This window comes from Microbacterium allomyrinae (genome assembly GCF_020682705.1).
Classification (GTDB): domain Bacteria; phylum Actinomycetota; class Actinomycetes; order Actinomycetales; family Microbacteriaceae; genus Microbacterium; species Microbacterium allomyrinae.
This window is the reverse complement of the sequence record NZ_JAGTTN010000003.1, coordinates 76,756-99,930: the sequence shown is the minus strand read 5'-3', so window position 1 is coordinate 99,930 and position 23,175 is coordinate 76,756. Positions and strand designations below refer to the sequence as shown.

Sequence of the window (23,175 nt, the reverse complement as noted above, 5' to 3'; positions counted from 1 at the left end):
CTGCACACGAGGAAGGCCGCGCCCCGGAGGGGCGCGGCCTTCGACGGTGGACGGGTGAGCGTCAGGAGAGCAGCTTCGCCTTCGCGGCCGAGAACTCCTCGTCCGACAGGATGCCCTGCGCGTGCAGGGTCCCCAGCTGGGTGAGCTGCGCCATCAGGTCGGTGCCGCCGCCCGCGGGCGCGGGTGCGGGAGCGGGAGCTGCGGCCTGCGCGTTCGCGACGGCCTGGGCCGCCGCCGCATCCATCGCGGCCTGCTGCTGCTGCGCTGCGTAGGCCTGCTCCTCGGCCTGCTCGTTCGCCTTGCCCTGCTGGTGCCGGGCGACGCTTCCCGAGACGGCCGTGGCCGTTCCGGCGACGACGGCGGTGCGCGCCGCCATTCCGATCAGGCCTGGGCGGCCCCTTCTTCCGAGTGGCATGTCTCCTCCTTCAGTCGGCGTTCTCAGCGAGGAACGCGTTGACGATCGGGGCCGGGATGGCCTCGCGTGCGATGACCGCGCCGCCGGCGTTGTACAGGGCCGACGAGAACGCCTTGGCCCAGAGCAGCTCGACGACGAGGATCGCGGCCGACGAGCCGGGCTCCACGTTGTCGGCGAGGAAGAGGATGTCGTCCTCGCCCGCGAGTCCCGCGAGATCGAGCGCGGGGACTCCGCCGTCGTCGGTCGTGTCCGAGAGCTCGAGGATCTCGAGCTCTCCTTCGGGCGAGCGCCGCACGAACACCAGGTCGAGCACATTCACCGTGCCCGCGGCGACGAGGTCGTCGATCGCCTGGAGGACGGCCGGACCCGGCCGGTCTCCGTCGAAGCCGATCGCGTAGAACTCGATGGGGCCGTAGTCGAAATTAGTCATCTCTGCTCCTTGTCGTGCTCCGGCTCAGGCCGTGAGCGCCTTCGCCTTCAGCGCTTCGAATTCTGCCTGGGTGATGGCACCCGAGTCGAGAAGCGACTTCGCCTTGGCGATGTCGTCGGTGGGGCTGGCGGCCGTGCCTGCCGTGGCGCGGATGTACGCCTGCTGATCGGCCTGCAGGGCCTGCGCCTGGGCGATCGAGCGCTTCTGCATGCCCGGTCCGCGCGCGATGAGGTAGACCAGCGCCGTGAGGAACGGCACGAAGATCAGGAAGATGATCCAGACGGCCTTCCATCCGCCGCTCAGGGTGTGGTCGCGGAAGAGGTCGCCGATGATCGAGAAGATCACCATCAGATACGCGACGAACACGAACACCCAGAAGAACCAGGCGATGAGGTCCCAAAAGCCCATGTCAAGCCAATCGTCAGTGACGGGCGGGCGCCCGTCGATATCGAGAACATACGGACCGGGATGGCCTCGAGGCATCACCCGACGCAGGTGAGACTACTCCTTCAGATGGTCTCGACAGGGTTCACCGAGACGACATCGATGTGAAGCGCATCGAACATCTCGAGGATCCCGAGGAGCTTCGCCTGGTCGGGGATCGCGCCGACGATCCACGTGAGACCGTCCGCGTCGGTGTCGATGCGGAATTCCGGCAGCGCTGCCACTATGTCCGGGCCGAGGCGGCCGCGCACGATCACTTCCACGACCCGTGAGTCCATGGGCGTCAGTCTGCGGGTCATCTCGTCGACCGGGCGTCACCCGTGTGGGATGATTCCCCACAGCACCAGCGCTCGCGCACCCACTCGCCAGGGAGAGCACATGCTCGGGGACAGTAGGAACAGGATTCCGGCACACGCCGTGGATCGACCGGCGCTGCGGGAACGGCTCGATGCCGGACTGGCGGCCCCGCTGTCGCTCGTCGTCGCGCCCGCCGGCGCCGGAAAGTCCGTGCTGCTCGCGCAATGGGCGCGCACCGTGGAAGACCGCGTGGTGGTGTGGCTCGACGTCGCCGCCACCGACGAGGACGCCCTGGTCTTCTCACGGCGCCTCGTGTCGGCGATCACCGAGGCCGCTCCTGACTTCGCGCGTCCGGCGGCACCGGTCGCGGCATCCGATCGCCGTCTCGGAGACGCGTTCGTCGAGGAGATCGCCGGCGGTCTGAGCCAGGCCGGCCCGCTGCTGCTGATCTTCGACGACGTCGACCGGCTCGGCGGGACCGAGGTCCTCGCAGACCTCTGGCGACTCGTCGGTCTCCTGCCCGCGACGACGCACGCCGTCTTCGCGTCACGGATCGATCTGCAACTCGGCTGGAGTCGTCACCGGCTGCAGCACGCGCTCGTCGAACTGCGCCAGCGCGAGCTCGCCTTCGACGACGAGACGACCACGCTCGTGCTCGAGAGCATCATCGGACGGCCGGTCGATCACGCCGACGCGACGGCCATCACCGCGCGGACCGAGGGATGGGCTGTCGGCGTGCAGCTCACGGCGCTGTCGTTGCGCTTCGCCGCCGAGCCCGATCGCATCGTCGACACTCTCGCCGACACCGACCGGCTCGTCGTGGACTACCTCAGCGAGGAGGTCCTCGACGGGATCGACCCGCTTCGCCGCGAGGCGCTGACACGCCTGTCGATCGTCGACGAGATGTGCGCGGGACTCGTCGAGGCGGTGTGCGGGATCGAGGGGGCGGCCTTCCTCGCCGACCTCGAGCGGGACTCGCTCTTCGTGGTCCCCGTTCCCGGCAACCCCGGGTGGTTCCGGTTCCACCGGCTGTTCCACGACCTGCTCCTGCTGCGGCTGCGCGCGGGGTCGGCCGCGCGCTCCGAGTCCGAGCTTCTGCAGTCGGCGGCGGAATGGTTCGATCGCGAGGGGCTCGTCGACTCCGCGATCGACTGCCTCGTCCGCGCCCGTCAGTGGACCGCCGTGCTGGATCGCGTGCTGAGGCTCGGGCGGGAACGCTACGAGGAGCGCCGGATGGCGCGGGTCGCGGGCTGGCTGGCCCAGGTGCCCGCCGAGGTGCGGGCCGCGCGGCCCGACGCCGAGCTGCTGTTCGCGATCGCGCAGGGGATGACCGGCCGCACCACGCCGGCCGTCGCGGCATTCCGCGAGATGCTGGCCGCCGGCGTGCTCGACGAGGGTCAGACGCAGGTGGCCGCGGCATACCTCGCGGCGTGCGTGCAGTTCGAGCCGCATCCGGAACTCTTCGCCGGAGCGGCGGACCAGGCGCTCGCAGCACTCGGGCAGCATCCCGACGCGACGCCGCCCGATCTCGTCGGTGTGACGAGCCGGCCGCTCCTGACCATGGTCGCGGACGGCTCGCGGGGCCGGGCGCTGTTCCTGCTCGGAGACCTCGAAGGAGCGCAGCGCGCGCTGCGTGCCGCGCTCGCCGGCGCAGGATCGGGCTACCGCCCGTATCGCGTTCACGGGCTCGGGTCGCTCGCATTGGCCGAGGCTTTCGCCGGACGACTGCGCGCCGCCACCGAGCACGCCGACGAGGCGCTCGCAACCGCGACCGCATCCGAGCTGCTCTCGCACCCTGCGCCCGCCGACGCGTACCTGGCGCGAGCGGTCGTCGCCGTGCAGCGGGGGGAGCCGGATGCCGGCGCGCTGGCACTCGCCGAGGGCACGCTGCGCGCCGCATCCAACCGGCGCACGCAGCTGCTCTGGGTCTCGCGGCTCATCGCCGCGCTCGTCGAGCCCGATGACCTGGACCCCGACGCGGACGCGGGATCGCTCGGCGCGCCACCCCCGCTGGTGAGGCAGGGCCTGCTCGCACAGGCGATGCGCCGAGCGAGGCTGCAGGGCTCACCGTCGCTGTCGGTGCCGCATGCCCAGGGCTGGTCGATCGCCGTTTTCGAGGCGGTGGCCGCCCTGCTCACCGCCGGTCGCACCGAGGCTGCCCGGGCGGTGCTGGCGCAGCATCCGTTCGATCCCGATCCCGCGCGAGTGCTGCGTGCGGTCGAGCACGAGATCCTGCTCGGCTGGGCGAGCGCGACGGAAGGGCGCCCCGCGCCGGTGCGCGAGCACCTGCTGGCCGCGCTGGATCTCGCCGAGCCGGAGTGGCTGGTGCACCCGTTCGTCCGGGCGGGGCCGCGTGTCGCGGAGCTCATCGACGACCTGCCGGGCGTCGGGAGCGAGTTCCGCACGATCGCGGTGAATCGTGCCCGTCGTGCGGGCGCGTCGCGCGAGCAGGAGCTGGTCGACGCCCTCACCCCGCGTGAGCTCGAGCTGCTGGCGTACCTTCCTTCGAGGCTCACGATCGCCGACATCGCGGCGCGCAACTTCGTCTCGACCAACACGGTGAAGACCCACCTCGGCCACATCTATCGCAAGATGGGCGTACGGGGGAGAGATGCGGCGATCCAGCGCGCGCGCGAACTGGGGCTCGTCGATGCCGCCGAGATCGCCCGCGTGGGGTGATGGCCGAGCGCCGCGCGCGGCGTCATCATGAGGGATGACCTCGAACCAGGACGCCGACGCCCCGGGCGACCCCGTCGCCTCCACGGGCACTGACGATGTCGTGATGAGCGTGCAGGAGCGCCCGCGCCGGTTCTGGAGCGTGCTCGCGGGTCTGGATCACCCCATCGGGATGGGGTTCCTGGTGACGCTCGGCGTGCTGGGCGCACTCCTTCTCGGCAGCGCCCTGGGCTCGATCTCGACGATCCTGGTCTACATCGTGCTGGCGATGTTCCTCGCGGTGGGCCTGGACCCGATCGTGCGGCTTCTGGAGCGACACCGCGTGAAGCGGGGCCTCGGCATCGCGATCGTGTTCTGCGGATTCGCACTGGTCATCGCCCTGTTCCTCGTGTTCGTGCTGCCGCCCGTGCTCGCCCAGATCGTGGAGCTCGTCGAGGCGATCCCCGAGACCATCGCGGGCATCCCCGACTCCGTATGGTTCGGTCAGCTCGACGCGGATGCTCAGGCGGCCGTGCTGGCGGCCATGGTTCAGCTCTCGGACTGGGTCTCTTCCCCGTCGACGATCGCGATGCTCAGCGGCGGTGTGCTCGCCGTCGGAGTCGGCTTCGTCACCGCGGTGTCCGGCGGCTTCATCGTCGTCGCGCTCACGCTGTACTTCCTCGCGTCGCTCGCCGCGGCCAAGCAGGCCTTCTATGCTCTGGCGCCCGCCCACAGCCGCGTCCGCCTGTCCGATCTGACCGAGCGCATCACCGGCTCCGTCGGCGACGCGCTGATCGGGTCGGTCATCCTCTCGTCGCTGAACGCGGGCACGGTGTTCGTCCTGCACCTGGTGATCGGGCTGCCGTTCCCCGCCCTCATGGCGGTGATCGCGTTCGTCATCACCCTGATCCCGCTGTTCGGATCCGTGATCTTCCTCGTCCTCGGCTCGCTCGTCGCGCTCTTCACGAGCCCCACGCAGGCGCTGATCTTCGCGATCGCGTACCTGATCTACATCCAGCTCGAGTCCTACGTGATCAGCCCGCGGGTGATGAACAAGGCGATCGCGATCCCGGCCGCACTCGTCCTCATCGGTGCGCTGGTGGGTGGGGCGCTGATGGGTGTGATCGGTGTGCTCGTCGCCCTGCCCGTCATGGCCTCGATCCTGCTGATCATCCGCGAGATCGTCGTGCCGAAGCAGAACCTCAAGGTCTGAGTCACCCCCGCGTCCCCCTCCGGCGCCGAAACAGGGGATTCTCCGCGAGACCTAGGGCGACGTCCTCGGTCTCGGCGCGAAACCCCGGGTTCGACGAGCGCTATCGGGGTTCGCGCGCGGAGGGCGAAGGACGAGCGAGCGGATGCCGCGGGCCGCGGCATCCGTCGGCTCGGGTCAGTTGAGGGCCGAGGTGAGCCGTGCGACGCCGTCGAGGAACGTCGCCTTCGCCGGCTCGTTGCGCCACTCCTCGATGGTCAGCTCGCGGCCGGCGTCGCGGTAGCCCTGCTCGACCTCGCGCATCGCGCGGACGAACGATTCGCCCCGCACCATGAGCGAGACCTCCATGTTGAGGCTGAACGACCGGATGTCCATGTTGCTCGAGCCGATCACGGCGATGTCGTCGTCGATGGAGAAGTGCTTGGAGTGCAGGATGTACGGCGCCGGGTACAGGAAGATGCGCACGCCCGCCTCCAGCAGAGCCGTGTAGTAGGAGCGCTGGGCGTGATAGACGAGCCCCTGGTCGCCGATCTCGGAGACGAAGAGCTGCACCTCGAGGCCGCGCTGGCACGCGGTGGTGATCGCGTAGACCATCGCCTCGTCGGGCACGAAGTACGGGCTCGTGAGGATGACCTTCTCGGTCGCGCCGTGGATGAGCGAGAGGAACAGGCGCAGATTGTTCTCGGTCTCGTAGCCGGGACCGCTGGGCACGACCTGGCACAGCAGCGCGTCGGGCGAGGCGGAGCGCGCCAGCTCGGCGGCGGCGACCCGCTCGGCGGTGAGCTCTTCGCCGGTCTCGATGAGCCAGTCGGACTGGAACACCGCATCGATCGCCGCGACGGTCGGGCCGGTGACCCGCGTGACGAGCTCCTGCCACATCAGGCCGCGCTTGATGTTCTTGGGGGCGTCGTAGCTGCGATCGATGAGGTTCTGCGATCCGAGGAACCCGACACGGCCATCGATCACGACGATCTTGCGGTGGTTGCGCAGGTCGGGACGCTGGTACTTGCCCTTCAGCGGCTGGACGGGGAGCATCCAGGACCACTTCACGCCGATGCGATCGAGCTCTGCGATCGTCGCGTCCCGGACGGTGACCTTGCGCGTGGCGATGTAGTCGGCGAGCACCCGGACGGTGACCCCGCGCGCGACGGCGCGCTCCATCGCCGCGAAGAATCCGCGGGTGGTGTCGTCGAAGCCGACGATGTAGAACTCGACGTGCACGAAGCGCTGCGCGTCGTCGATCGCCGCGGCCATCGCGTCGATCGAGGCCTGGTAGTCGCCGAACAGGACGGCGTCGTTGCCGGTGGTCGCCGGCAGCGCGGTGAGCAGTTCGTTCTGGTGCACGACCCGCTGGAACCATCGCGGGCCGTCGATGGCGGGCGCCTCGGCTCCGGCTCGGTTCACCGCCTCGCGGATGATCCCGTCGATGCGCGCCTGCTCGACCCGGCGCTTCTTCGGCAGCTTCACGTTGCCGATCAGCAGGAACAGCACGATGCCGACGACCGGCAGCAGGAAGATCAGCAGCAGCCACGACATCGCCGCCGTGGGCTTGCGCCCGCGGGGGATGACGATGAGCGCCGTGACGTTGATCGCGAGGATGGCGAGCGCGCCGAGCGCCCAGGGGAGGTTGGCGCCGAGAGCAGAGTCCACCCGCTCAGTGTGCCCGTCCTGGGCGCGCGCCGAGTCGTCCGTAGCGGGTGATTCGCGGTTCTGAGGCTGGTTCGAGGTTGCCGGGTGACCGCAGGGAACCCGGTCGCGAAGCGCTCAGGCGTCTGCGGCGCAGCGGAATCCGATGTGCGACATGCCGGTGTCCTCGGCCTGCGGAGACCTCGCCGCCGGACGGAAGCGCAGGCAGTAGTCGGGCGAGCACAGGTGCGATCCGCCTTTGAGCACCCGCCGCGGGATCGCGGGAAGACCGTCCTGCGCGCTCGCCGCGGCGAGGAGGTTCTCGCGCTTGCCCGCGTCGACCGGACGGTCCGACAGGCGCAGATGGCGAGGGGTGTAGTAGTCCGTCGTCCACTCCCACACGTTCCCGGTCATGTCGTACAGGCCGTATCCGTTGGGCGGGTAGGAGCCGACGGGCGCGGCATCGCCGACTCCGCGATTGTCGTACGGGAAGCGCCCCAGCCACGAGTTGGCCTGTGCCACGCCTTCCGGGTAGGCCTCGTCGCCCCAGGCGAAGCGGGCGCCGTCGAGCCCGCCGCGCGCGGCGAACTCGTGCTCGGCCTCGGTGGGCAGACGCAGTCCCGCCCACGCGGCGTACGACGCGGCATCCTCGAACGCGACATGGACGACCGGATGCCGCAGCCTGTCGTCGATGGACGACTGCGGGCCGCGCGGCCGGCGCCACGAGGCACCCGGCTGCCACCGCCACCAGTTGCGCCACTCGTCCAGGTCGGTCGGGCCGGATGTCGGGGTGAACACCATCGCACCGGGCACGAGGTCGGCGGGGTCCGCTCCTGGAAAGGCTGCGGGATCGAGCGGTCGCTCGGCGACCGTGACATAGCCGGTGTCGTCGATGAACGCGGCGAACTGCTCGTTCGTGACCTCGTGGCGATCGATCCGGAACGCGGCGATCTCGCGCTCGTGGACGGGCCGCTCGTCGGGATAGAACTCGTCGGATCCCATGCGGAAGACGCCGCCGTCGAGCAGCACCATGTCTCGGTCGAGCGGACTCACGCGTCTACCGTAGTCGCCCGCTCGCCGCTAGAAGCTGCCGATGCCCTTGCCGATGATCGCGACGCCGATGACCAGCAGCAGGACCGCCATGATGGTGGCGTTCTCCTTCGTCAACCACCCGCGCAGGGCGTCCAGCGGGCCGCGGAGCCGATCGGCGGCGAAGAGATAGCCGACCACGGGGACGAGGACCGTGGATGCCGCGATCACGGTGAACAGGGCGATCACGAGCACGATCGCCCCGCCGTCGAGGCCCGCGGCGCCGATCGTGACGCCCGCGCTCGCCGCCAGGAGCAGGTTCTTGGGGTTGACCGCCGACAGCAGGAATCCCAGGCCCAGGGCCTTCGGGAACGTGATCTTGTCGATCGCCTGCATCCACTTCGGCATCGTCGGCTCCTCGCCCGGCTGGGGGCGGCCGCGCCACTGACGCAGCGCGAGCAGGAGCAGGAGCGCACCCAGCACCAGCTGGATGACCCCCTTGATCGGCTGGGCGGCGGTCGGATCCTCGGCGGGGAGGATGGACGACAGCAGAGTGAAGACCGTCACGGCCACGACGATGCCCAGCACCCATCCGATGAGGAACCCGACGCCGGTGACGCGGGCCCGCGGCGAGAGGAGCATCAGGATCGCGGCGATGATCGGGATCGGGCTGATCGCCACACCGAGCGCGAGGGGAAGGATGTCTCCGATGACGGCGCCCATGGGCATGCCTCCTGGTCGAGTTCAGCGGTGGCGGTTCAGAGCAACCGTATCGTCGGCGGAGGTCAGAAGCCGTTGACGCGGTCGCGCCACTCCAGGAGCGGCTTCAGCGGCGAGAGGTCGTAGTCGGGCCCGTCGATCGCCGGGATCATGAGCCGGAACCCCAGCTCGAAGAGGCGCGCGGGGGCATCCGTCTCGGTCAGGGGGCCGAATCCGCGGATCGACCATCCGGTCGACAGCTCGATCTCGGCGGGGTCGCGGCCCTCCTTGGTGCACCACTCGTGCATCACGCCGATCTTGCGGGGCATCTCGTCGAGCTTCGTGAACGTGTGCCAGATGTCGGCGTGCTGGGCGACCAGGCGCAGCGTCTTGCGCTCGCCCTGACCGCCGATGAGCACCGGGATGCGGCGGGTCGGTGCGGGGTTCAGCCGATCCCAGCGTGCCCGGATGCGGGGAAGATCCTCGGCCAGCGCGTCCAGACGCGAGCCGACCGTGCCGAATTCGTAGCCGTACTCGTCGTAGTCGGGCTGCGCCCACCCCGAGCCCGTGCCGAAGATCAGGCGCCCGGTGCCGCCGGCGCGCGCGCTGATGTGGTCGACCGTGCGGGCCATGTCGGCCTGCAGGTCGGGATTGCGGTACGAGCTGCAGTTGACCAGCGGGCCGAACTCGACGCGCTCGGTCTGCTCGGCGAGAGCGCCCAGCACTGTCCACGCCTCGAAGTGCTCGGCGTCGAACGGTTGGGTGAGCGGGAAGAAGTGGTCCCAGTTGAAGATCGCATCGACGCCCAGATCCTCGGCGCGCAGCACCGCGTCCCGATAAGCCGAGTACGACGCGTGCTGCGGTGCGAGCTGCACGCCGATGCGGAGCGCGCGATGGGCGGCGGGATGCCTCGGCTCGGCCAAACGGGACTCCTTCGGTGAGGGGGTGGTTCAGTTCGTGGGTTCGATGCGCAGCACGCCCGGCGCTTCGCCGACCGTCAGATCATCGACGACGCGCACCGTGCGGGCGAGGTCGTCGACGGCGCCGATCACCGTGCCGAAGCGCTCGCGGTCCGAGCACACCGCGGTCACGGTGACGAAGTGCGTGCCGGTGTCCCACGTGTAGGTCGCGAACGGGGGTGTGCGCTGATCGGGCGGCAGGGCCATCTCGAGCTTCTCGCCCACGCCCAGATAGGCGCTGCGGAACGACTGCGTGTCGTCGTACTCCATCGGCATCATCGCGCGCGCGGCGCGCAGGTCGTTGGTCGCCTCCTGCACCTGCGCCATCGCGACGACGAGTTCGGCATCCGCCTTCCACACCCACACCAGCACGCGTCCTGCCGCGCGCCGCATGAGGAAGGGGGCGGCCTGGCTCATCGCCCAGGCGGCGACCCCGCTGCCCGGGCGAGCTCTGCCGTCGGTGCCGGTGGACGTGCCGAGCGCCGCGTTGGCCTGGTTCAGCAGCATCCGGATGGCGGCTTTGCGGTGCCGGCGTCCGCGGAAGCCGAGGGACTCGGTGACCGGCACCCAGAGGGTCGGATCGGCGTCGGCCTGCAATCGGGGCATGGTTCCAGCGTACGTTGCGCCCGCGCGGGCGCCGGGGCGCCCGGGGACCCCTCGGGTACAGTGGATGGCGCGCGCCGGCCCCCCTGCCGACGCGCGCTCGCCGCACAGACAGGCCCCCTTCTCTCGTGACCGATCCTGCGACGCCCGACGGCACGCCCGCCGACGCCGCTTCCGCGCGCCCTCTCAAGGTCCTGATCGGCGCCGACACGTTCCTGCCGCACGTGAACGGCGCTGCGCGGTTCGCCGAACGGCTGGCTGCCGGCCTCGTCGCACGCGGCCATGAGGTGCACGTGATGGCGCCCAGCGCCACGCACCCGCAGCACGGCACGTTCACCGAGGTCATCGAGGGCCAGCCGATGACGATGCACCGGGTTCCGGCCTGGCGCTACTACCCCCACGATTGGCTCACGTTCGTGCTGCCGTGGATGACGAAGCACTACTCGCGGCGTGTGCTCGACGAGGTGAAGCCCGACGTCGTGCACATCCAGTCTCACATCGTGATCGGGCGGGGCTTGGCCCGCGAGGCGCACAAGCGGGGCATCCCGATCGTCGCGACGAACCACGTGATGGCCGAGAACGTCGTCGACTTCACGACGCTGCCGCCCTTCCTCGACAAGCCGGTCATCAAGCTCGCGTGGGACGACGCGAAGCGCACGTTCGATCTCACGCGTGCCGTGACCACGCCGACGCGCAAGGCCGCAGACTTCCTCGAGCAGACGATCGAGATCGCCAACGTGATCCCGGTCAGCTGCGGCATCGAGGCGGCCAACTACACGCCGGACCTGACCCCCCGCGACGCGCATCGTCTCGTGTTCGTCGGCAGGCTCACCACCGAGAAGCAGATCGACGTGATCCTGCGCGCGATCGCCCGGCTCGACCCGGCGCTGAACGTGACGTTCGACATCGTGGGCAAGGGCGACCAGCGACGCAACCTCGAGCAGCTCGTCGGCGAGCTCGGTCTCGAGGAGCGCGTGACGTTCCACGGCCACACCACCGACGAGGAGCTGAAGAGCTTTCTCACTGACGCGAGCCTGTTCGTGATCGCGTCGATCGCCGAGCTGCAGTCGATCGCGACCATGGAGGCCATGGCGTCGGGGCTGCCCATCGTGGCGGCGGACGCGGTGGCGCTCCCGCACCTCGTGCACGACGGCGAGAACGGCTACCTGTTCACCCCCGGCGACGCGGACGACCTCGCCGCGAAGCTCACGATCGTGCTGACGCAGGCGCCCGAAGAGCGACTGCGCATGCAGCGCGCGTCGCTCGAGGGGGTCAAGGTGCACGATATGCAGCGCACCCTCGACACGTTCGAGGCGCTGTACCGCGACGAGCCGCTGCCCGAGTAGCGACCATGCACGTCGTGATGTTCGGCGATCAGCACGCCGAGACCCTGGGCGGGGCTCAGGTGTCGATGCGCCTGCAGCGTCGATTCCTCGAGAAGGCCGGGCACACCGTGACGATCGTGGCGCCGGCCGTGCACGGCGCGCGTGGTCGCGAGATCGCACCCGATGCGGCGTACATCGACCTCGCCTCGATGCCTGTCACGCTCGACCGCGAGTACTCGATGTCGTGGCCGGGCCGGCGCACGGACCGACGAGTGGATGCCGCGCTCCGGGGACGCCCCAAGGCCGACGTCGTGCATATCCAGGCCGACTTCTGGGGTGCGTTCATCGGGTACCGCTTCGCCGCGAGGCACGGCATCCCCGTGGTTCACACGATGCACAACCGGCTCGACGTCGGGATCGAGGCGACGACGCCCTTTCCGAAGCTCGTGCTGCGGGTGCTCAACGCGTGGCAGCGGTGGGCGATCGGCACCTCGGCGCCGGGTTCCGACGGCTGGGCGTACCTGCGCGGTCTCGCGTCCGGAGCGTCCGCGGTCACGGCGCCCTCCACGCACTTCGCCCGACGGCTCGAGGACCACGGTGTGCTTCCCGGTGTCGGGTCATCGAGGCGGCCCGCCCACGCCGCGCCGCGCGTCGACGTGATCTGGAACGGAATCGACGACGACGTCCTCGACGAGGTGCTCGCATCCGCGCCGGCGGCGCGCGCGCCCGGACGTGCGAGGTTCGTGTGGCTCGGCCGCATGAGCCCCGAGAAGCGGCTGTTGCCCTTCCTCGAGGCGATCGCCGCGTCGGGAGTGGATGCCGACGTCGAGGTGATCGGCGGGGGCGGGCAGCTGCGTGCCGCCGAGCGCCTCGTCGCGAGGACCGCGCCCCGCGCGGCGGTGCGCTTCGCGGGACGGATCCCCTATGCGCAGACCCTGCGGCGGATCGCCGCCGCCGATGCCGTGGTGCAGACCTCGATCGGCTTCGAGACGCAGGGCATGACGATCTTCGAGGCAGCCTCGCTCGGCACGCCGTCGATCGTGAGCGACCCGGATCTCGCGGCAGAGCTCGGGGCGGGCCGGTGGCAGGTCGGCGTCGGCACGACACCCGACCCGTCGGTGCCGGCGCTCGCCGAGGCGCTGCGGGCGGCGGCATCCGATGTCGACTCAGGCACCGCGCCCGTGGTCGACCCGACGGTGCGCGAGAGGTTCCGTCAGTCATCGCGGACCGCCGCGATGATCGAGATCTACCGCCGCGTCATCGCCTGATCACAGAGGCCGGGCCCGATCCCGGCTCGAAGGCACCCGGGACCAGTCGGTGGGCGTGCGGCGGTATCCGTCGTTGCGGAGTGCCGCGATCGTGGCGGCGATCGCGACTGCGGCCAGGAGCGTGAGAACAATCACCATGAACATGGCAGAAACGCTACGCTTGTGCCATGACTGCCACGAGTGGCAGGATGGACATCAATCGCACGAAAACTGCCACCATCCGGCATCCGTCCAAGGAGTTCCGATGAAGACCGTCGCCTGCATCGTCATGAACGGCTTCGCACCGTTCGAATTCGGGGTCGCGTGCGAGGCGTTCGGCCTCGATCGCTCCGATGACGGCATTCCGAACTTCGACTTCCGGGTCGTGACGGCCGATCCCGGGGTCGTGCCCTCAAAGATGGGCTTCTCGATCAACATCGACAACGACCTGTCCTTCGCGTACGAGGCCGATCTCGTCGTGGTCAGCCCCACCCCGCGCGAGTACTGGCAGCACACCGACCCGCGCGTGCTCGATGTCGTCCGCGCCGCGGTCGCGCGCGGCGCCTGGGTGCTGAGCGTCTGCAGCGGCTCGTTCATCCTCGGAGCCGCGGGCGTGCTCGACGGCCGCAAGGCCACCACGCACTGGATGTACGCCGACGTGATGGCCAAGATGTATCCCGAGGTCGACGTCGACCCCGATGTGCTCTATGTGCAGGACGGCCGCATCATCACGAGCGCCGGCACCGCCGCCGGGCTCGACGCGTGCCTGCACCTGCTGCGGCAGGAGATCGGCGCCGAGCTGACCAACAAGATCGCCCGCCGCATGGTCGTGCCCCCGCAGCGCGACGGCGGCCAGGCGCAGTTCATCGACAATCCGCTTCCCGCGACGACGTCGCTCTCACTCGCCCCGGTCACCGACTGGATGCTCGACAACCTGCGCCTCGATCTCACCGTCGATCAGCTGGCGGCGAAGGCGCACATGTCGCCGCGCACCTTCGCCCGCCGCTTCAAGGCCGACTTCGGCGCCACGCCGGCGTCGTGGCTCGCACGGCAGCGGATCATCCACTCGCAGCGCATGCTCGAGAAGACCGACCTGGGGCTGGACCGCATCGCGTACGAGAGCGGCTTCGGCTCGGCCGCGGTGCTGCGGCAGAACTTCGCGCGCGTTCTCGGCACCACCCCCACGGCGTATCGCGCCCGCTTCACGTGCAACGACGACCGGATGACGGATGCCCCGGACGCCGCCGCAGCGGCGTCCGAGGCATCCGTTCTCGAATCGGTGGCGTGAGCGCCGAGCCGGTGGGCCCGGCACTCACCCGGGATCAGCTGCGCTTGGCGTCGATGTCGCGGCCGTGGACGGTGAGCGCGTAGATCACGACCACGTCGAGCGCGAGCACAGCGAGCGACAGCCACGGCTGGGCGGCGATGAGCGACAGCTGCCCGATCGCGTTGAGCGCGACGAGCACGATCGCGGTGATGCGTGCCCACTTCGCGCCGCCCAGGAGGGCGATGCCGACGAGGACGAGCAGGACGCCCGCGATCAGGTGCCACCATCCCCAGCCCTGGACGTTGATCGAGAAGAGCCCGGCGTCAGCCACGAAGTAGGCGGTGTCGGGGCCGATGAGGGCCTGGAGTCCGTGGAAGGCGTCGATGGCGCCGGTCACGATCAGCACGACGGCGGCGAAGACGCCCCATCCCGCCCAGCCGCTCGTGGTGGTGTTGTTGTCGGTCATGAGAGATCCCATCATTCGGCGAGGAACCGGTGCGGTCGAGGAAACCCGAACCGCACCCGAGGGGTGCCACAAGGCACTTGCCCGTTACCTTAGCGAACCTGGGAGAATCCTGAGCGCCTTTTTTCGCGCCTCGGATCTCGGGCCGTCACACATCGACGTCGGGCGTCACACGCCACGGTGCTGGGCGGAACGGTGCGCACTCGTTAGCGTGTGAGCGTGGCATTGAATCCGCGGACATGGTTCTCGCGCAAGACGCTGGGCAAGGACGCTGCCGCCGGACTCGTTCTCGGTATCGAGGCGGTGCCCGACGGCCTCGCCGCGGGACTGCTCGCGGGCGTCAACCCGCTGGCGGGCCTCTACGCGTACATGTTCGGACTCGTCGGCGCGGCCGCCTTCACCAGCAGCGCCTTCATGGCGGTGCAGGCCACCGGGGCGATGGCGCTCGTCGTCTCGGATGCCGGGCTCGCGGGCATGCCCGACCCCGACCGGGCGCTGTTCACCCTCGCGATGCTCACCGGCGTCGTCATGGTGATCGCCGGGCTTCTGCGCGGCGGGCGCCTCGTGAGCTTCGTGCCGACGCCGGTGATGACAGGATTCATCACCGCCATCGGCGTGAACATCGTGCTGGGACAGTTGTCGAACTTCACCGGGTACGCCGCTGAGGGCGCGAACCGGCTGCTGAAGACCCTCGACGTCCTCGTCCACATCGGCCAGTGGAGCATCGCCTCGGTGGTCGTCGGCACGATCTCCATCCTGCTCATCGTGGTGCTCCGGCCGACGCGCGTCGGCAGCCTCGGCCTCGTGGTCGCGGTCGTCGTGGGCTCGGTGTGCGCCGTGCTCCTCAACTTCTGGGTCGGCGATCCCGTGACCCAGCTGCGCGACATCGTCGACGTGCCACGAGGTCTGCCCGCCCCGGTGCTCCCGAGTCTGGGCGACATCCCTGCCCTGATCGTGCCGGCCATCTCGCTGGCGTTCATCGGCCTCATCCAGGGCGCCGCGGTGTCGGCCGGAACCCCGACGGTCGACGGCAAGCCCGCGAACATGAACCGCGACTTCATCGGCCAGGGCGCGGGCAACCTCGTGTCGGGACTGTTCCAGGGCATGCCCGTGGGCGGCTCGATGTCGGGTTCGTCGCTCATCGTGCAGGCGGGCGCCAAGACGCGGCTCGCGCTGTTCATTGCCGGCGGGGTCATGGCGCTGGTGGTCTTCATCGCCTCGGATCTCGTCGCGTTCGTGGCGATGCCGGCCCTGGCCGGCTTGCTCATCGTCGTCGGATTCGGGGCGATCAAGCCCAGTCGCGTGTACTCGGTCGTCAAGTCCGGTCCGCTGCCGACGGCGATCATGGCCGTCACCTTCGGACTGACGCTCGTCATCCCGCTGCAGTTCGCGGTGCTCGCCGGGGTCGGCCTCGGCGTGATCCTCTACGTCGCGCAGCAGTCCAACCAGGTGCGCGTGCGCGCGGTGCACGTCGAGGCGGACGGGCGCCTGCGCGAGGACGACCCGCCCGCGGTCGTGCCGCCCGGACGGGTGCTCGTGCTGCAGCCCTACGGCAGCCTCTTCTTCGCCAGCTCGCCGATCTTCGAGAAGCAGCTGCCCGAGGTGAGCCGCGAGTCGCGCAACTCGGTCGTCATCGTGCGGCTGCGCGGCACCGATCAGATCGGACTCTCGCTCGTCGACGTGCTGCGCCGGTTCGCCCATCAACTCGCGGATGCCGACTCCAGTCTCAAGATCGTCGCGACGGAGGATCGCGTCATCGACCAGCTGGAAGCGGGAGGCCTGCTCGACGACATCGGCGAGCGGAACATCTACAAGGGCACGGAGTGGGTCGGCGAGACCCTGCGAAAGGCCTACGCCGACGCGCGCGACGAGGTCGAGCGGCGGGACTGAGATCGCCTCGGCGTCGAGGGTTCTGCCGGAGAGCGCGGGCTCACTCGTCGAGGACGAACGTCACCTCGAGGACGACCTGGAACGACGTGATCGCGCCGTCGGTGCACTCCACCTTCTGCTCCTTGACCCAGGCGCCGCTGACGTTGCGCAGCGTCGCGTGCGAGCGGGCGATGCCCTCCCGGATCGCGGCGTCGAAGCCCTCGGGGGATCGGGCGGTGATCGTCGTGACCCGTGCGACCGTCGTGGTGCTCATCGTGAACTCCTCTGTTCGTGTGCCCTCCACAGTTCTCCCGACAGCTCGGCGAATCAACCCCTTGACGCGGCGCCCACGGGGCGCGCCGTTGCGGAGGCATCCGCCCTGCTGGTAAACTTGAGCCATGACGACTCAAGTTTGAGTCGCTGACAGATTTCAGGAGACATATGAACGCCACACAGAACCCAGGTCAGGAGGAGCAGCAGAGCGCCCTCGAGCAGTTCGGGATCAACCTCACCGACCGCGCTCGCCAAGGAAAGCTCGACCCGGTCATCGGACGCGACAGCGAGATCCGCCGCGTCAGCCAGGTGCTCACCCGCCGCACCAAGAACAACCCCGTCCTCATCGGCGAACCCGGCGTCGGAAAGACAGCCGTCGTCGAGGGGCTCGCCCAGCGCATCGTCGCGGGCGACGTCGCCGAGTCGCTCAAAGACAAGGAACTCGTCTCGCTCGACATCTCGGCGCTCGTCGCCGGCGCGATGTACCGCGGGCAGTTCGAGGAGCGCCTCAAGAGCGTCCTCAAGGAGATCACCGAGTCCGACGGCCGCATCATCACGTTCATCGATGAGCTGCACGTGCTCATGGGCGCGGGCGGCGGCGAGGGGTCGGTCGCGGCCTCCAACATGCTCAAGCCCATGCTCGCGCGCGGCGAGCTGCGCATGATCGGCGCGACGACGCTCAACGAGTACCGCGAGTTCATCGAGAAAGATGCCGCGCTGGAGCGCCGCTTCCAGCAGGTCTACGTCGGAGAGCCCACGGTCGAAGACACCGTGGCGATCCTGCGCGGACTCAAGGAACGGTACGAGGCCCACCACAAGGTCGCCATCGCCGACGCGGCGCTCGTGGCCGCGGCATCCCTCAGCCACCGCTACATCCCGAGCCGGCAGCTGCCCGACAAGGCCATCGACCTCATCGACGAGGCCGCGTCGCGCCTGCGCATGGAGATCGACTCGGCGCCGCTCGAGATCGACGAGCTGCGCCGCCACGTCGACCGGCTCAAGCTGGAGGAGCTCGCACTCAAGAAGGAGAAGGACGCCGCCTCGAAGGAGCGCCTCGCGGTGCTCCGCGAGACCCTGCGCGTCGAGCAGGAGAAGCTCGGCGAGCTGCAGGGCCGCTGGGAGCGCGAGCGCGCGTCGCTTAACCGCGTCGGCGACCTCAAGACGAAGCTCGACGCCGCCCGTATGGAAGCCGAGCGCGCGCAGCGCGAGGGCAACCTCGAAAAGGCGTCGCGACTGCTCTACGCCGAGATCCCGGCGCTGGAGCGGCAGCTCATCGAAGCGGAGCGCGACGAGCCCGCCGGCGACCGCATGGTCAATGACCAGGTCACCGACGAAGACATCGCCGCCGTCATCGCCGCATGGACGGGCATCCCCGTCGGGCGCCTGCTGCAGGGCGAGACCGAGAAGCTGCTGCACCTCGAGGCCGAGCTCGGCAAGCGCCTGATCGGCCAGAAGGACGCCGTCAAGGCGGTGTCCGACGCGGTGCGCCGCTCGCGCGCGGGCATCAGCGACCCGAACCGTCCCACCGGATCGTTCATGTTCCTGGGCCCGACCGGTGTCGGAAAGACCGAGCTCGCCAAGGCGCTCGCGGAGTTCCTCTTCGACGACGAGCACGCCATGGTGCGCATCGACATGTCGGAGTACGGCGAGAAGCACTCCGTCTCGCGCCTGGTCGGCGCGCCCCCGGGATACATCGGCTACGAGCAGGGCGGACAGCTCACCGAGGCCGTGCGCCGTCGCCCGTACTCGGTGGTGCTGCTCGACGAGGTCGAGAAGGCGCATCCCGAAGTCTTCGACGTGCTGCTGCAGGTCATGGACGACGGGCGCCTCACCGACGGACAGGGACGCACGGTCGACTTCACGAACGTCATCCTGATCCTCACGTCGAACCTCGGCTCGTCGATCCTCATCGACCCGACGCAGTCGATCGACCACAAGCGCGAGCAGGTGCAGGCGCTGGTGCGCCAGGCATTCAAGCCCGAGTTCGTGAACCGGCTGGACGACATCGTGATCTTCCAGGCTCTCACCGAGGACGACCTCGCGCAGATCGTCGAACTCGCCGTCGACGCCCTGCAGCGGCGCCTGCACGACCGTCGTCTGGCGCTCGCCGTCACGCCGGATGCCCGGGCCTGGCTCGCCGAGCGCGGCTTCGACCCGGTATTCGGGGCGCGGCCGCTGCGCCGGCTCATCCAGTCCGAGATCCAGAACCGCCTCGCGATGGCGCTGCTCTCGGGCGGCGTCCGCGACGGCGACCTGGTGCGGGTGGATGTCGCGGCCGACGGCTCGCAGCTCGTGCTCACGAGCGACGGGCAGGCTGACGCGGCCTCCGCCTCCGAAGCGGAGGATGACGTCATCCAAGCCGAGCTGATGGACGACTGATCCTGCAGCGGAGCAACCGAATCGAGCGGATGCCTCGGCCCGCGCCCGATGGGGCGGGGTCGAGGCATTCCCCGTGCGACGTGAGAGCATCGAGCGTGCGCACCATTCGGGCACTGTGGGGATCGTCGCATCCCGGGCCGACGCTCGTGGTGACCGCGCTCGCCTTCGCACTCGGGCTCTCGACGGGGCTCGAACCGTGGCGGCTCGCGGTGCTCACGGCCGCCGTATTCGCGGGGCAGATCTCGGTGGGCATCTCGAACGACGCACTCGATGCGCCGCGAGACAAGGCAGTCGGCCGAGAAGACAAGCCCATTGCGCGCGGGGTCATCGGCGAGCGGACGGCCTGGGTGGCGGCATCCGCGACTCTCGTCCTCGCCCTGACGCTCTCGGCCCCGCTCGGGTGGCGGATGCTGTCGGCTCACGCTCTCGCACTCGGCTCGGCGTGGGCGTACAACGCCGGCCTCAAGTCGACCGTCGTCTCGATCGTGCCGTTCCTGGTCAGCTTCGGCGTGTTCCCCTCGCTGGCGACGCTGTCGGCGCCGGACCCGGCCTTCGCCGCCGCGTGGGCCTGGATCGCGGGCGCGGCACTGGGCGCCGCCGTGCACCTGACCAACGTGCTGCCCGATCTGGACGACGACGAGCGCACCGGGGTGCGGGGTCTGCCTCATCGCCTCGGCGCGCGGACGGCGACGCTGGTGGCCGCCGGGGCTGTCGTCCTCGGCGCGGTGGCGGTACTGGTCGGCTCCTCCGCAGGGGAGCTCACCGCGGTGCCGGTCGTGTCGTGGGTGTTCTTCTCAGCCGTCGTCGTGGTGGCGCTCGTCACCGTCTGGCGCGCCGTGACTCGTCCTCCGACGCGCGCGCTGTTCCGGTTGGTGATGCTCGCGGCGCTCCTGCTCGCGACGCAACTCGTCGCCTCGGGCGGCGCTCTCGTGGCCTGAATCCGCGAGGGCGGCGCTCCCTCACGCGTCGGCGTCGAAGCCCATCGCGTACGCGTGGGCGAAGAGCCGGCCCGTCGGCGGCGCGAGCATCGCCCGCACGGCGGTACGTCGCAGAGCGTCGGTACGGGGCATCGGCCGCCCGAGCGCCGTGTTCACCGCGGCCAGTCGCGCCGCGGCGCGCGCCGACCGCAGGCGGCGCGCCTCCCACCGCCGGAGCTCGTGCTCGGGGGCCTCGCCGGTGCCGATCCAGCGGGCGATGAGCGGTGCGAGGGTGACGGCGTCGAGCAGGCCGAGGTTCATGCCCTGCCCGCCGATGGGACTCACCTCGTGGGCCGCGTCGCCGATCACGAAGACCCGGCCGTTGCGCAGGCGAGGGGCGACGAAGCGCCGCACGCCGAATGCGGTCGCGTCGGTCACCGCGTCTGCCGCCAGCGCCTCGCCTCGACGGGCCAGCGCGTCGCCCAGTCGCCGGGCACGCGCCCGGGGGTCGGGGTCCGCCGAGGGTGGGTCCCACGCGACGAAGCGGCGGAGCCCGCCCGGGAGCGGGAACGACTCGAGGACTCCGTCCGGATCGAGGTGGACCACGGCGACTTCGGCATCAGCGCGGGGGCCGGCTGCGGCATCCGTCATGAGATACCGGTCGTGGTAGTCGTGCACGCGGACCGAGTCCGGGCGGTAGACGAGGTCGCGTGCGCCGGCCCCCGAGGCGACGACCACGATGCGGCTCGTGTGCTCGATGGGGCGTCCGAGGTGCGTCGCGCGCACCCGCACCCCCTCGGGCCGGGGCGTGACGTCGAAGACCCGCGCGCCTCGGAGCGGCTCGGGGGCGTCCGCCGCGAGCACCGCCTCGGTCATCGCCTGCGGAAGCGTCGCCACGAACGGGAACCGCGCCGACAGCTCATCGAACCGCACGACACCGAGCAGCCGGCCGCGAGTGCGGGCCTCCCCTCGATGCACCCGGACGGCGTGGGCCAGCATCCGGTCGGTCACCCCCGATGCCTCGAGCGCCGCGAGCACCGGTGCGTGGAGCCCGATCGCCCGAGTGCCGTCACCCGCGGCATGACGACGCTCGAGCAGGTCGACCTCCACTCCCCGGCGCGCAAGCTCCCCGGCGAGGAGAGTGCCCACCGGCCCCGCCCCGACGACCGTGACCTCAGCCACTGCGTCGGCTGACGGCGAGCAGGCGGAAGGGCGCCGGCGTCTGCACCGACCACGCTCCGGACGAGGAGCGATCGAGCACGGCCTGGAGTTCCGCGCGCCTGAAACTGCGACGGATCGAGCGCAGGCCGTCGGTCCGCAGGAACGTACCCGGCGCGAACGGGGTGATGCCGACGGCGTACAGTCCGTACGCGAACCGGCTGCGCTCGATGTCGCCGTGCAGCACCAGGCCGCTCGACAGTGCGAGCGACTCGGCCATGAACGGCGCGAGCTCCTCACCCAGATGATGCAGCACGTGGTTCGACAGCACTGCGTCGTATGTCCTTCCTTCGGCGACGAGGGCGGCGGCATCCGCGCATCGAAAGCTCACCTCGACGGATGCCCGGCGTTCCGCCGCGACCGCGTGCGCACGCGGGTCTGGCTCGGCGCCGGTCCACTGGACGTCGAGGCCGTCGCGTCGTGCCAGCGCCGCGAGACGGAGCAGCACGTCGCCCCCTCCCGAGCCCAGGTCGAGCACGCGTGCCGGGCGGGACAGCGACGCCAGGTGGGGCGCGAGCGTCGTGCGGTACACCGTGCCCCATCCCGAAACCAGGCGGTTGATCACGCCGAAACGGCGGAGCGTGGCGGCCAGCCGGTCGGGATCGCAGGCCGGGTCATCCATGAGCTCGACGACGGTGTCGTCGCGCATCGCGAGGCTCACGCGGATACCGGTCGCACCGCGAGCACTTCGGCCCCGCCGGCCACTCTCGTCGCGCGCTTCGTCAACAGCGCCGACTCGACAGTGAGTCCCGGCCCGAACGCGAGACCCGCGATCCGCGCGCCGTCCCCGATGGAGTCATCACCGAGCATCGCGCGCAGGATGAACAGGATGGTCGCGCTCGACATGTTGCCGAAGTCGCGGAGCACGGAGCGCGAGGCATCGAGCGCCTCGCCCGGAAGCTCCAGCCCCGTCTCGACGCGGTCCAGCACGCTTCGCCCGCCGGGGTGCACCGCCCACACCTCGGGCATGACGTCGTCCCCGATGAAGCGCTCCACGGCACCGCGGATCTCGCGTCCGATGATGCGCGGGACCTCTGCCGACAGAACCATCTCGAATCCGTGATCGCCGATCGTCCAGACCATGTCCTTCTCGCCCTCGCCGGTGAGCGCGGTGCCGAAACGCACGAGGTCGAGGCCGCCGGGCCGGCCGACGTCGGTCTCCGCTGTGACGATGGCCGCGGCCGCGCCGTCGGCGAAGACGGAGGAGGCGACGATCTGCTGCGGGTCCGTCGACGAGCGCACATGGAGTGTGCACAGCTCCGCGCACACCACGAGCACGACGGCGCCGGGCTGGGAGTGAGTGATACGGGCGGCCAGGCGCAGCGCCGGAAGAGCCGCGGCGCATCCGATGAAGCCGAGGTGATAGCGCTCGACGGTGGTCGCGAGGCCGAGGTCGCGGACGAGGCGGTAGTCCGGGCCGGGGGCGAAGAATCCGGTGCACGAGACGGTCACGACGTGGGTGATCGCGGATGCCGGGACGGCGGCATCCGTCAGCGCACGGCGTGCCGCATCGGCCGAGAGATCGGGAGCGAAACGTGTGTAGAGCGCGTTGCGTGCGCCGGTCGGCGGCGAGAGCAGCGTGCCCGAGGCGTCCACGAAGACCAGATCATCGTCTTCTCGGGGCGCGTCGGGTGCGGCGAGCTCGGTGAGCACGGTGTGGCGGCACTCGATGGAGGCGGCGTCGAACACCGCGTGTATGCGGCGTCGTGCGAGGCGATCGATGCGGGGCTGACTCGCGAAGAGATCACGGATCTGTTCCTGCGGGATCTTCGTCGGAGGCACCGCGGTGCCGATCGATACGATGCGGGCCGTCATGGAGCAACATAAGCACGACGGAGCCCTGGAGCGGC

At 70.1% G+C, this 23,175-nt stretch carries 23 protein-coding genes; 8 read left to right on the top strand and 15 right to left on the bottom strand.

Annotated elements, in window-relative coordinates; genetic code table 11:
- Positions 1–61: 61 nt before the first annotated feature.
- From KEC57_RS10235 to KEC57_RS10220, 4 genes are all read right to left on the bottom strand, one after another.
- Complete coding sequence (locus KEC57_RS10235) at positions 62–415, bottom strand: SHOCT domain-containing protein (protein WP_229384522.1); 354 nt, start codon at positions 413–415, stop codon at positions 62–64.
- Positions 416–425: 10 nt separating this feature from the next.
- Positions 426–845, bottom strand: a complete 420-nt coding sequence (locus KEC57_RS10230) for a DUF6325 family protein (RefSeq protein WP_229384521.1) — start codon at positions 843–845, stop codon at positions 426–428.
- 24 nt (positions 846–869) lie between these two features.
- Complete coding sequence (locus KEC57_RS10225) at positions 870–1,253, bottom strand: SHOCT domain-containing protein (protein ID WP_229384520.1); 384 nt, start codon at positions 1,251–1,253, stop codon at positions 870–872.
- 101 nt (positions 1,254–1,354) lie between these two features.
- Positions 1,355–1,567 carry a DUF8691 family protein gene (locus KEC57_RS10220; protein WP_229384519.1) on the bottom strand — a complete coding sequence of 71 codons (213 nt, stop codon included), beginning with the start codon at positions 1,565–1,567 and terminating at the stop codon, positions 1,355–1,357.
- 139 nt (positions 1,568–1,706) lie between these two features.
- Between KEC57_RS10220 and KEC57_RS19100 the strand changes: the two genes are divergently transcribed.
- Both KEC57_RS19100 and KEC57_RS10210 read left to right on the top strand, forming a co-directional pair.
- Positions 1,707–4,265: a winged helix-turn-helix domain-containing protein gene (locus KEC57_RS19100; protein WP_229384518.1), complete on the top strand. Its 2,559-nt coding sequence runs from the start codon at positions 1,707–1,709 to the stop codon at positions 4,263–4,265.
- Between the two features lie 34 nt (positions 4,266–4,299).
- Positions 4,300–5,454: an AI-2E family transporter gene (locus KEC57_RS10210; RefSeq protein WP_229384517.1), complete on the top strand. Its 1,155-nt coding sequence runs from the start codon at positions 4,300–4,302 to the stop codon at positions 5,452–5,454.
- A 174-nt stretch (positions 5,455–5,628) separates the two neighbouring features.
- On the opposite strand, the gene cls is transcribed toward KEC57_RS10210, so the two are convergent.
- The 5 genes from cls to KEC57_RS10185 form a co-directional block, all read right to left on the bottom strand.
- Positions 5,629–7,101 carry a cardiolipin synthase gene (gene cls / locus KEC57_RS10205; protein ID WP_229384516.1) on the bottom strand — a complete coding sequence of 491 codons (1,473 nt, stop codon included), beginning with the start codon at positions 7,099–7,101 and terminating at the stop codon, positions 5,629–5,631.
- A gap of 114 nt (positions 7,102–7,215) precedes the next feature.
- The gene (locus KEC57_RS10200) at positions 7,216–8,109 is read right to left on the bottom strand and encodes a formylglycine-generating enzyme family protein (protein WP_229384923.1); all 894 of its coding nucleotides are present in this window, start codon (positions 8,107–8,109) and stop codon (positions 7,216–7,218) included.
- Between the two features lie 48 nt (positions 8,110–8,157).
- Entirely contained in the window at positions 8,158–8,829 is a 672-nt protein-coding gene (locus KEC57_RS10195; protein ID WP_229384515.1) for a GAP family protein, read from the bottom strand.
- A 62-nt stretch (positions 8,830–8,891) separates the two neighbouring features.
- Complete coding sequence (locus KEC57_RS10190) at positions 8,892–9,728, bottom strand: LLM class F420-dependent oxidoreductase (protein WP_229384514.1); 837 nt, start codon at positions 9,726–9,728, stop codon at positions 8,892–8,894.
- 27 nt (positions 9,729–9,755) lie between these two features.
- Entirely contained in the window at positions 9,756–10,370 is a 615-nt protein-coding gene (locus KEC57_RS10185) for a hypothetical protein (protein WP_229384513.1), read from the bottom strand.
- Between the two features lie 125 nt (positions 10,371–10,495).
- Here KEC57_RS10185 and KEC57_RS10180 point away from each other — a divergent pair, with 125 nt between their 5' ends.
- Together KEC57_RS10180 and KEC57_RS10175 are read left to right on the top strand one after the other, a co-directional pair.
- Positions 10,496–11,713 (top strand): glycosyltransferase, encoded by a 1,218-nt coding sequence (locus KEC57_RS10180; RefSeq protein WP_229384512.1) that lies wholly within the window; start codon positions 10,496–10,498, stop codon positions 11,711–11,713.
- Positions 11,714–11,718: 5 nt separating this feature from the next.
- The gene (locus KEC57_RS10175; protein ID WP_229384511.1) at positions 11,719–12,960 is read left to right on the top strand and encodes a glycosyltransferase; all 1,242 of its coding nucleotides are present in this window, start codon (positions 11,719–11,721) and stop codon (positions 12,958–12,960) included.
- On the opposite strand, the gene KEC57_RS10170 is transcribed toward KEC57_RS10175, so the two are convergent.
- Positions 12,961–13,104 (bottom strand): hypothetical protein, encoded by a 144-nt coding sequence (locus tag KEC57_RS10170; RefSeq protein WP_229384510.1) that lies wholly within the window; start codon positions 13,102–13,104, stop codon positions 12,961–12,963.
- Between the two features lie 100 nt (positions 13,105–13,204).
- Here KEC57_RS10170 and KEC57_RS10165 point away from each other — a divergent pair, with 100 nt between their 5' ends.
- A complete protein-coding gene (locus KEC57_RS10165; RefSeq protein WP_229384509.1) occupies positions 13,205–14,227 on the top strand; it encodes a GlxA family transcriptional regulator in 1,023 nt (340 codons plus the stop codon).
- 34 nt (positions 14,228–14,261) lie between these two features.
- Here the strand turns inward: KEC57_RS10165 and KEC57_RS10160 are convergent, their stop codons facing one another.
- On the bottom strand, positions 14,262–14,672 hold the full coding sequence (locus KEC57_RS10160) for a DUF7144 family membrane protein (protein WP_229384508.1): 411 nt from the start codon (positions 14,670–14,672) through the stop codon (positions 14,262–14,264).
- Positions 14,673–14,888: 216 nt separating this feature from the next.
- Here KEC57_RS10160 and KEC57_RS10155 point away from each other — a divergent pair, with 216 nt between their 5' ends.
- Positions 14,889–16,559: a SulP family inorganic anion transporter gene (locus KEC57_RS10155; RefSeq protein ID WP_229384507.1), complete on the top strand. Its 1,671-nt coding sequence runs from the start codon at positions 14,889–14,891 to the stop codon at positions 16,557–16,559.
- Positions 16,560–16,599: 40 nt separating this feature from the next.
- On the opposite strand, the gene KEC57_RS10150 is transcribed toward KEC57_RS10155, so the two are convergent.
- Positions 16,600–16,812 carry a dodecin family protein gene (locus KEC57_RS10150; RefSeq protein WP_229384506.1) on the bottom strand — a complete coding sequence of 71 codons (213 nt, stop codon included), beginning with the start codon at positions 16,810–16,812 and terminating at the stop codon, positions 16,600–16,602.
- Positions 16,813–16,979: 167 nt separating this feature from the next.
- On the opposite strand from KEC57_RS10150, the gene KEC57_RS10145 reads away from it, so the two are divergent.
- Positions 16,980–19,190, top strand: coding sequence for an ATP-dependent Clp protease ATP-binding subunit (locus KEC57_RS10145; protein ID WP_229384505.1), 2,211 nt, complete (start codon positions 16,980–16,982; stop codon positions 19,188–19,190).
- 95 nt (positions 19,191–19,285) lie between these two features.
- Positions 19,286–20,128 carry a UbiA family prenyltransferase gene (locus KEC57_RS10140; RefSeq protein WP_229384504.1) on the top strand — a complete coding sequence of 281 codons (843 nt, stop codon included), beginning with the start codon at positions 19,286–19,288 and terminating at the stop codon, positions 20,126–20,128.
- 21 nt (positions 20,129–20,149) lie between these two features.
- On the opposite strand, the gene KEC57_RS10135 is transcribed toward KEC57_RS10140, so the two are convergent.
- Genes KEC57_RS10135 through KEC57_RS10125 form a run of 3 tightly spaced genes read right to left on the bottom strand, consistent with a single transcriptional unit; the run spans position 20,150 to position 23,140 of the window.
- Positions 20,150–21,289, bottom strand: a complete 1,140-nt coding sequence (locus KEC57_RS10135; protein ID WP_229384503.1) for an FAD-dependent oxidoreductase — start codon at positions 21,287–21,289, stop codon at positions 20,150–20,152.
- Complete coding sequence (locus KEC57_RS10130; RefSeq protein WP_229384502.1) at positions 21,282–21,986, bottom strand: methyltransferase domain-containing protein; 705 nt, start codon at positions 21,984–21,986, stop codon at positions 21,282–21,284. The genes KEC57_RS10135 and KEC57_RS10130 overlap by 8 nt, the downstream gene beginning before the upstream one ends.
- Positions 21,983–23,140: a type III polyketide synthase gene (locus KEC57_RS10125; RefSeq protein WP_229384501.1), complete on the bottom strand. Its 1,158-nt coding sequence runs from the start codon at positions 23,138–23,140 to the stop codon at positions 21,983–21,985. The genes KEC57_RS10130 and KEC57_RS10125 overlap by 4 nt, the downstream gene beginning before the upstream one ends.
- Positions 23,141–23,175 lie beyond the last annotated feature (35 nt).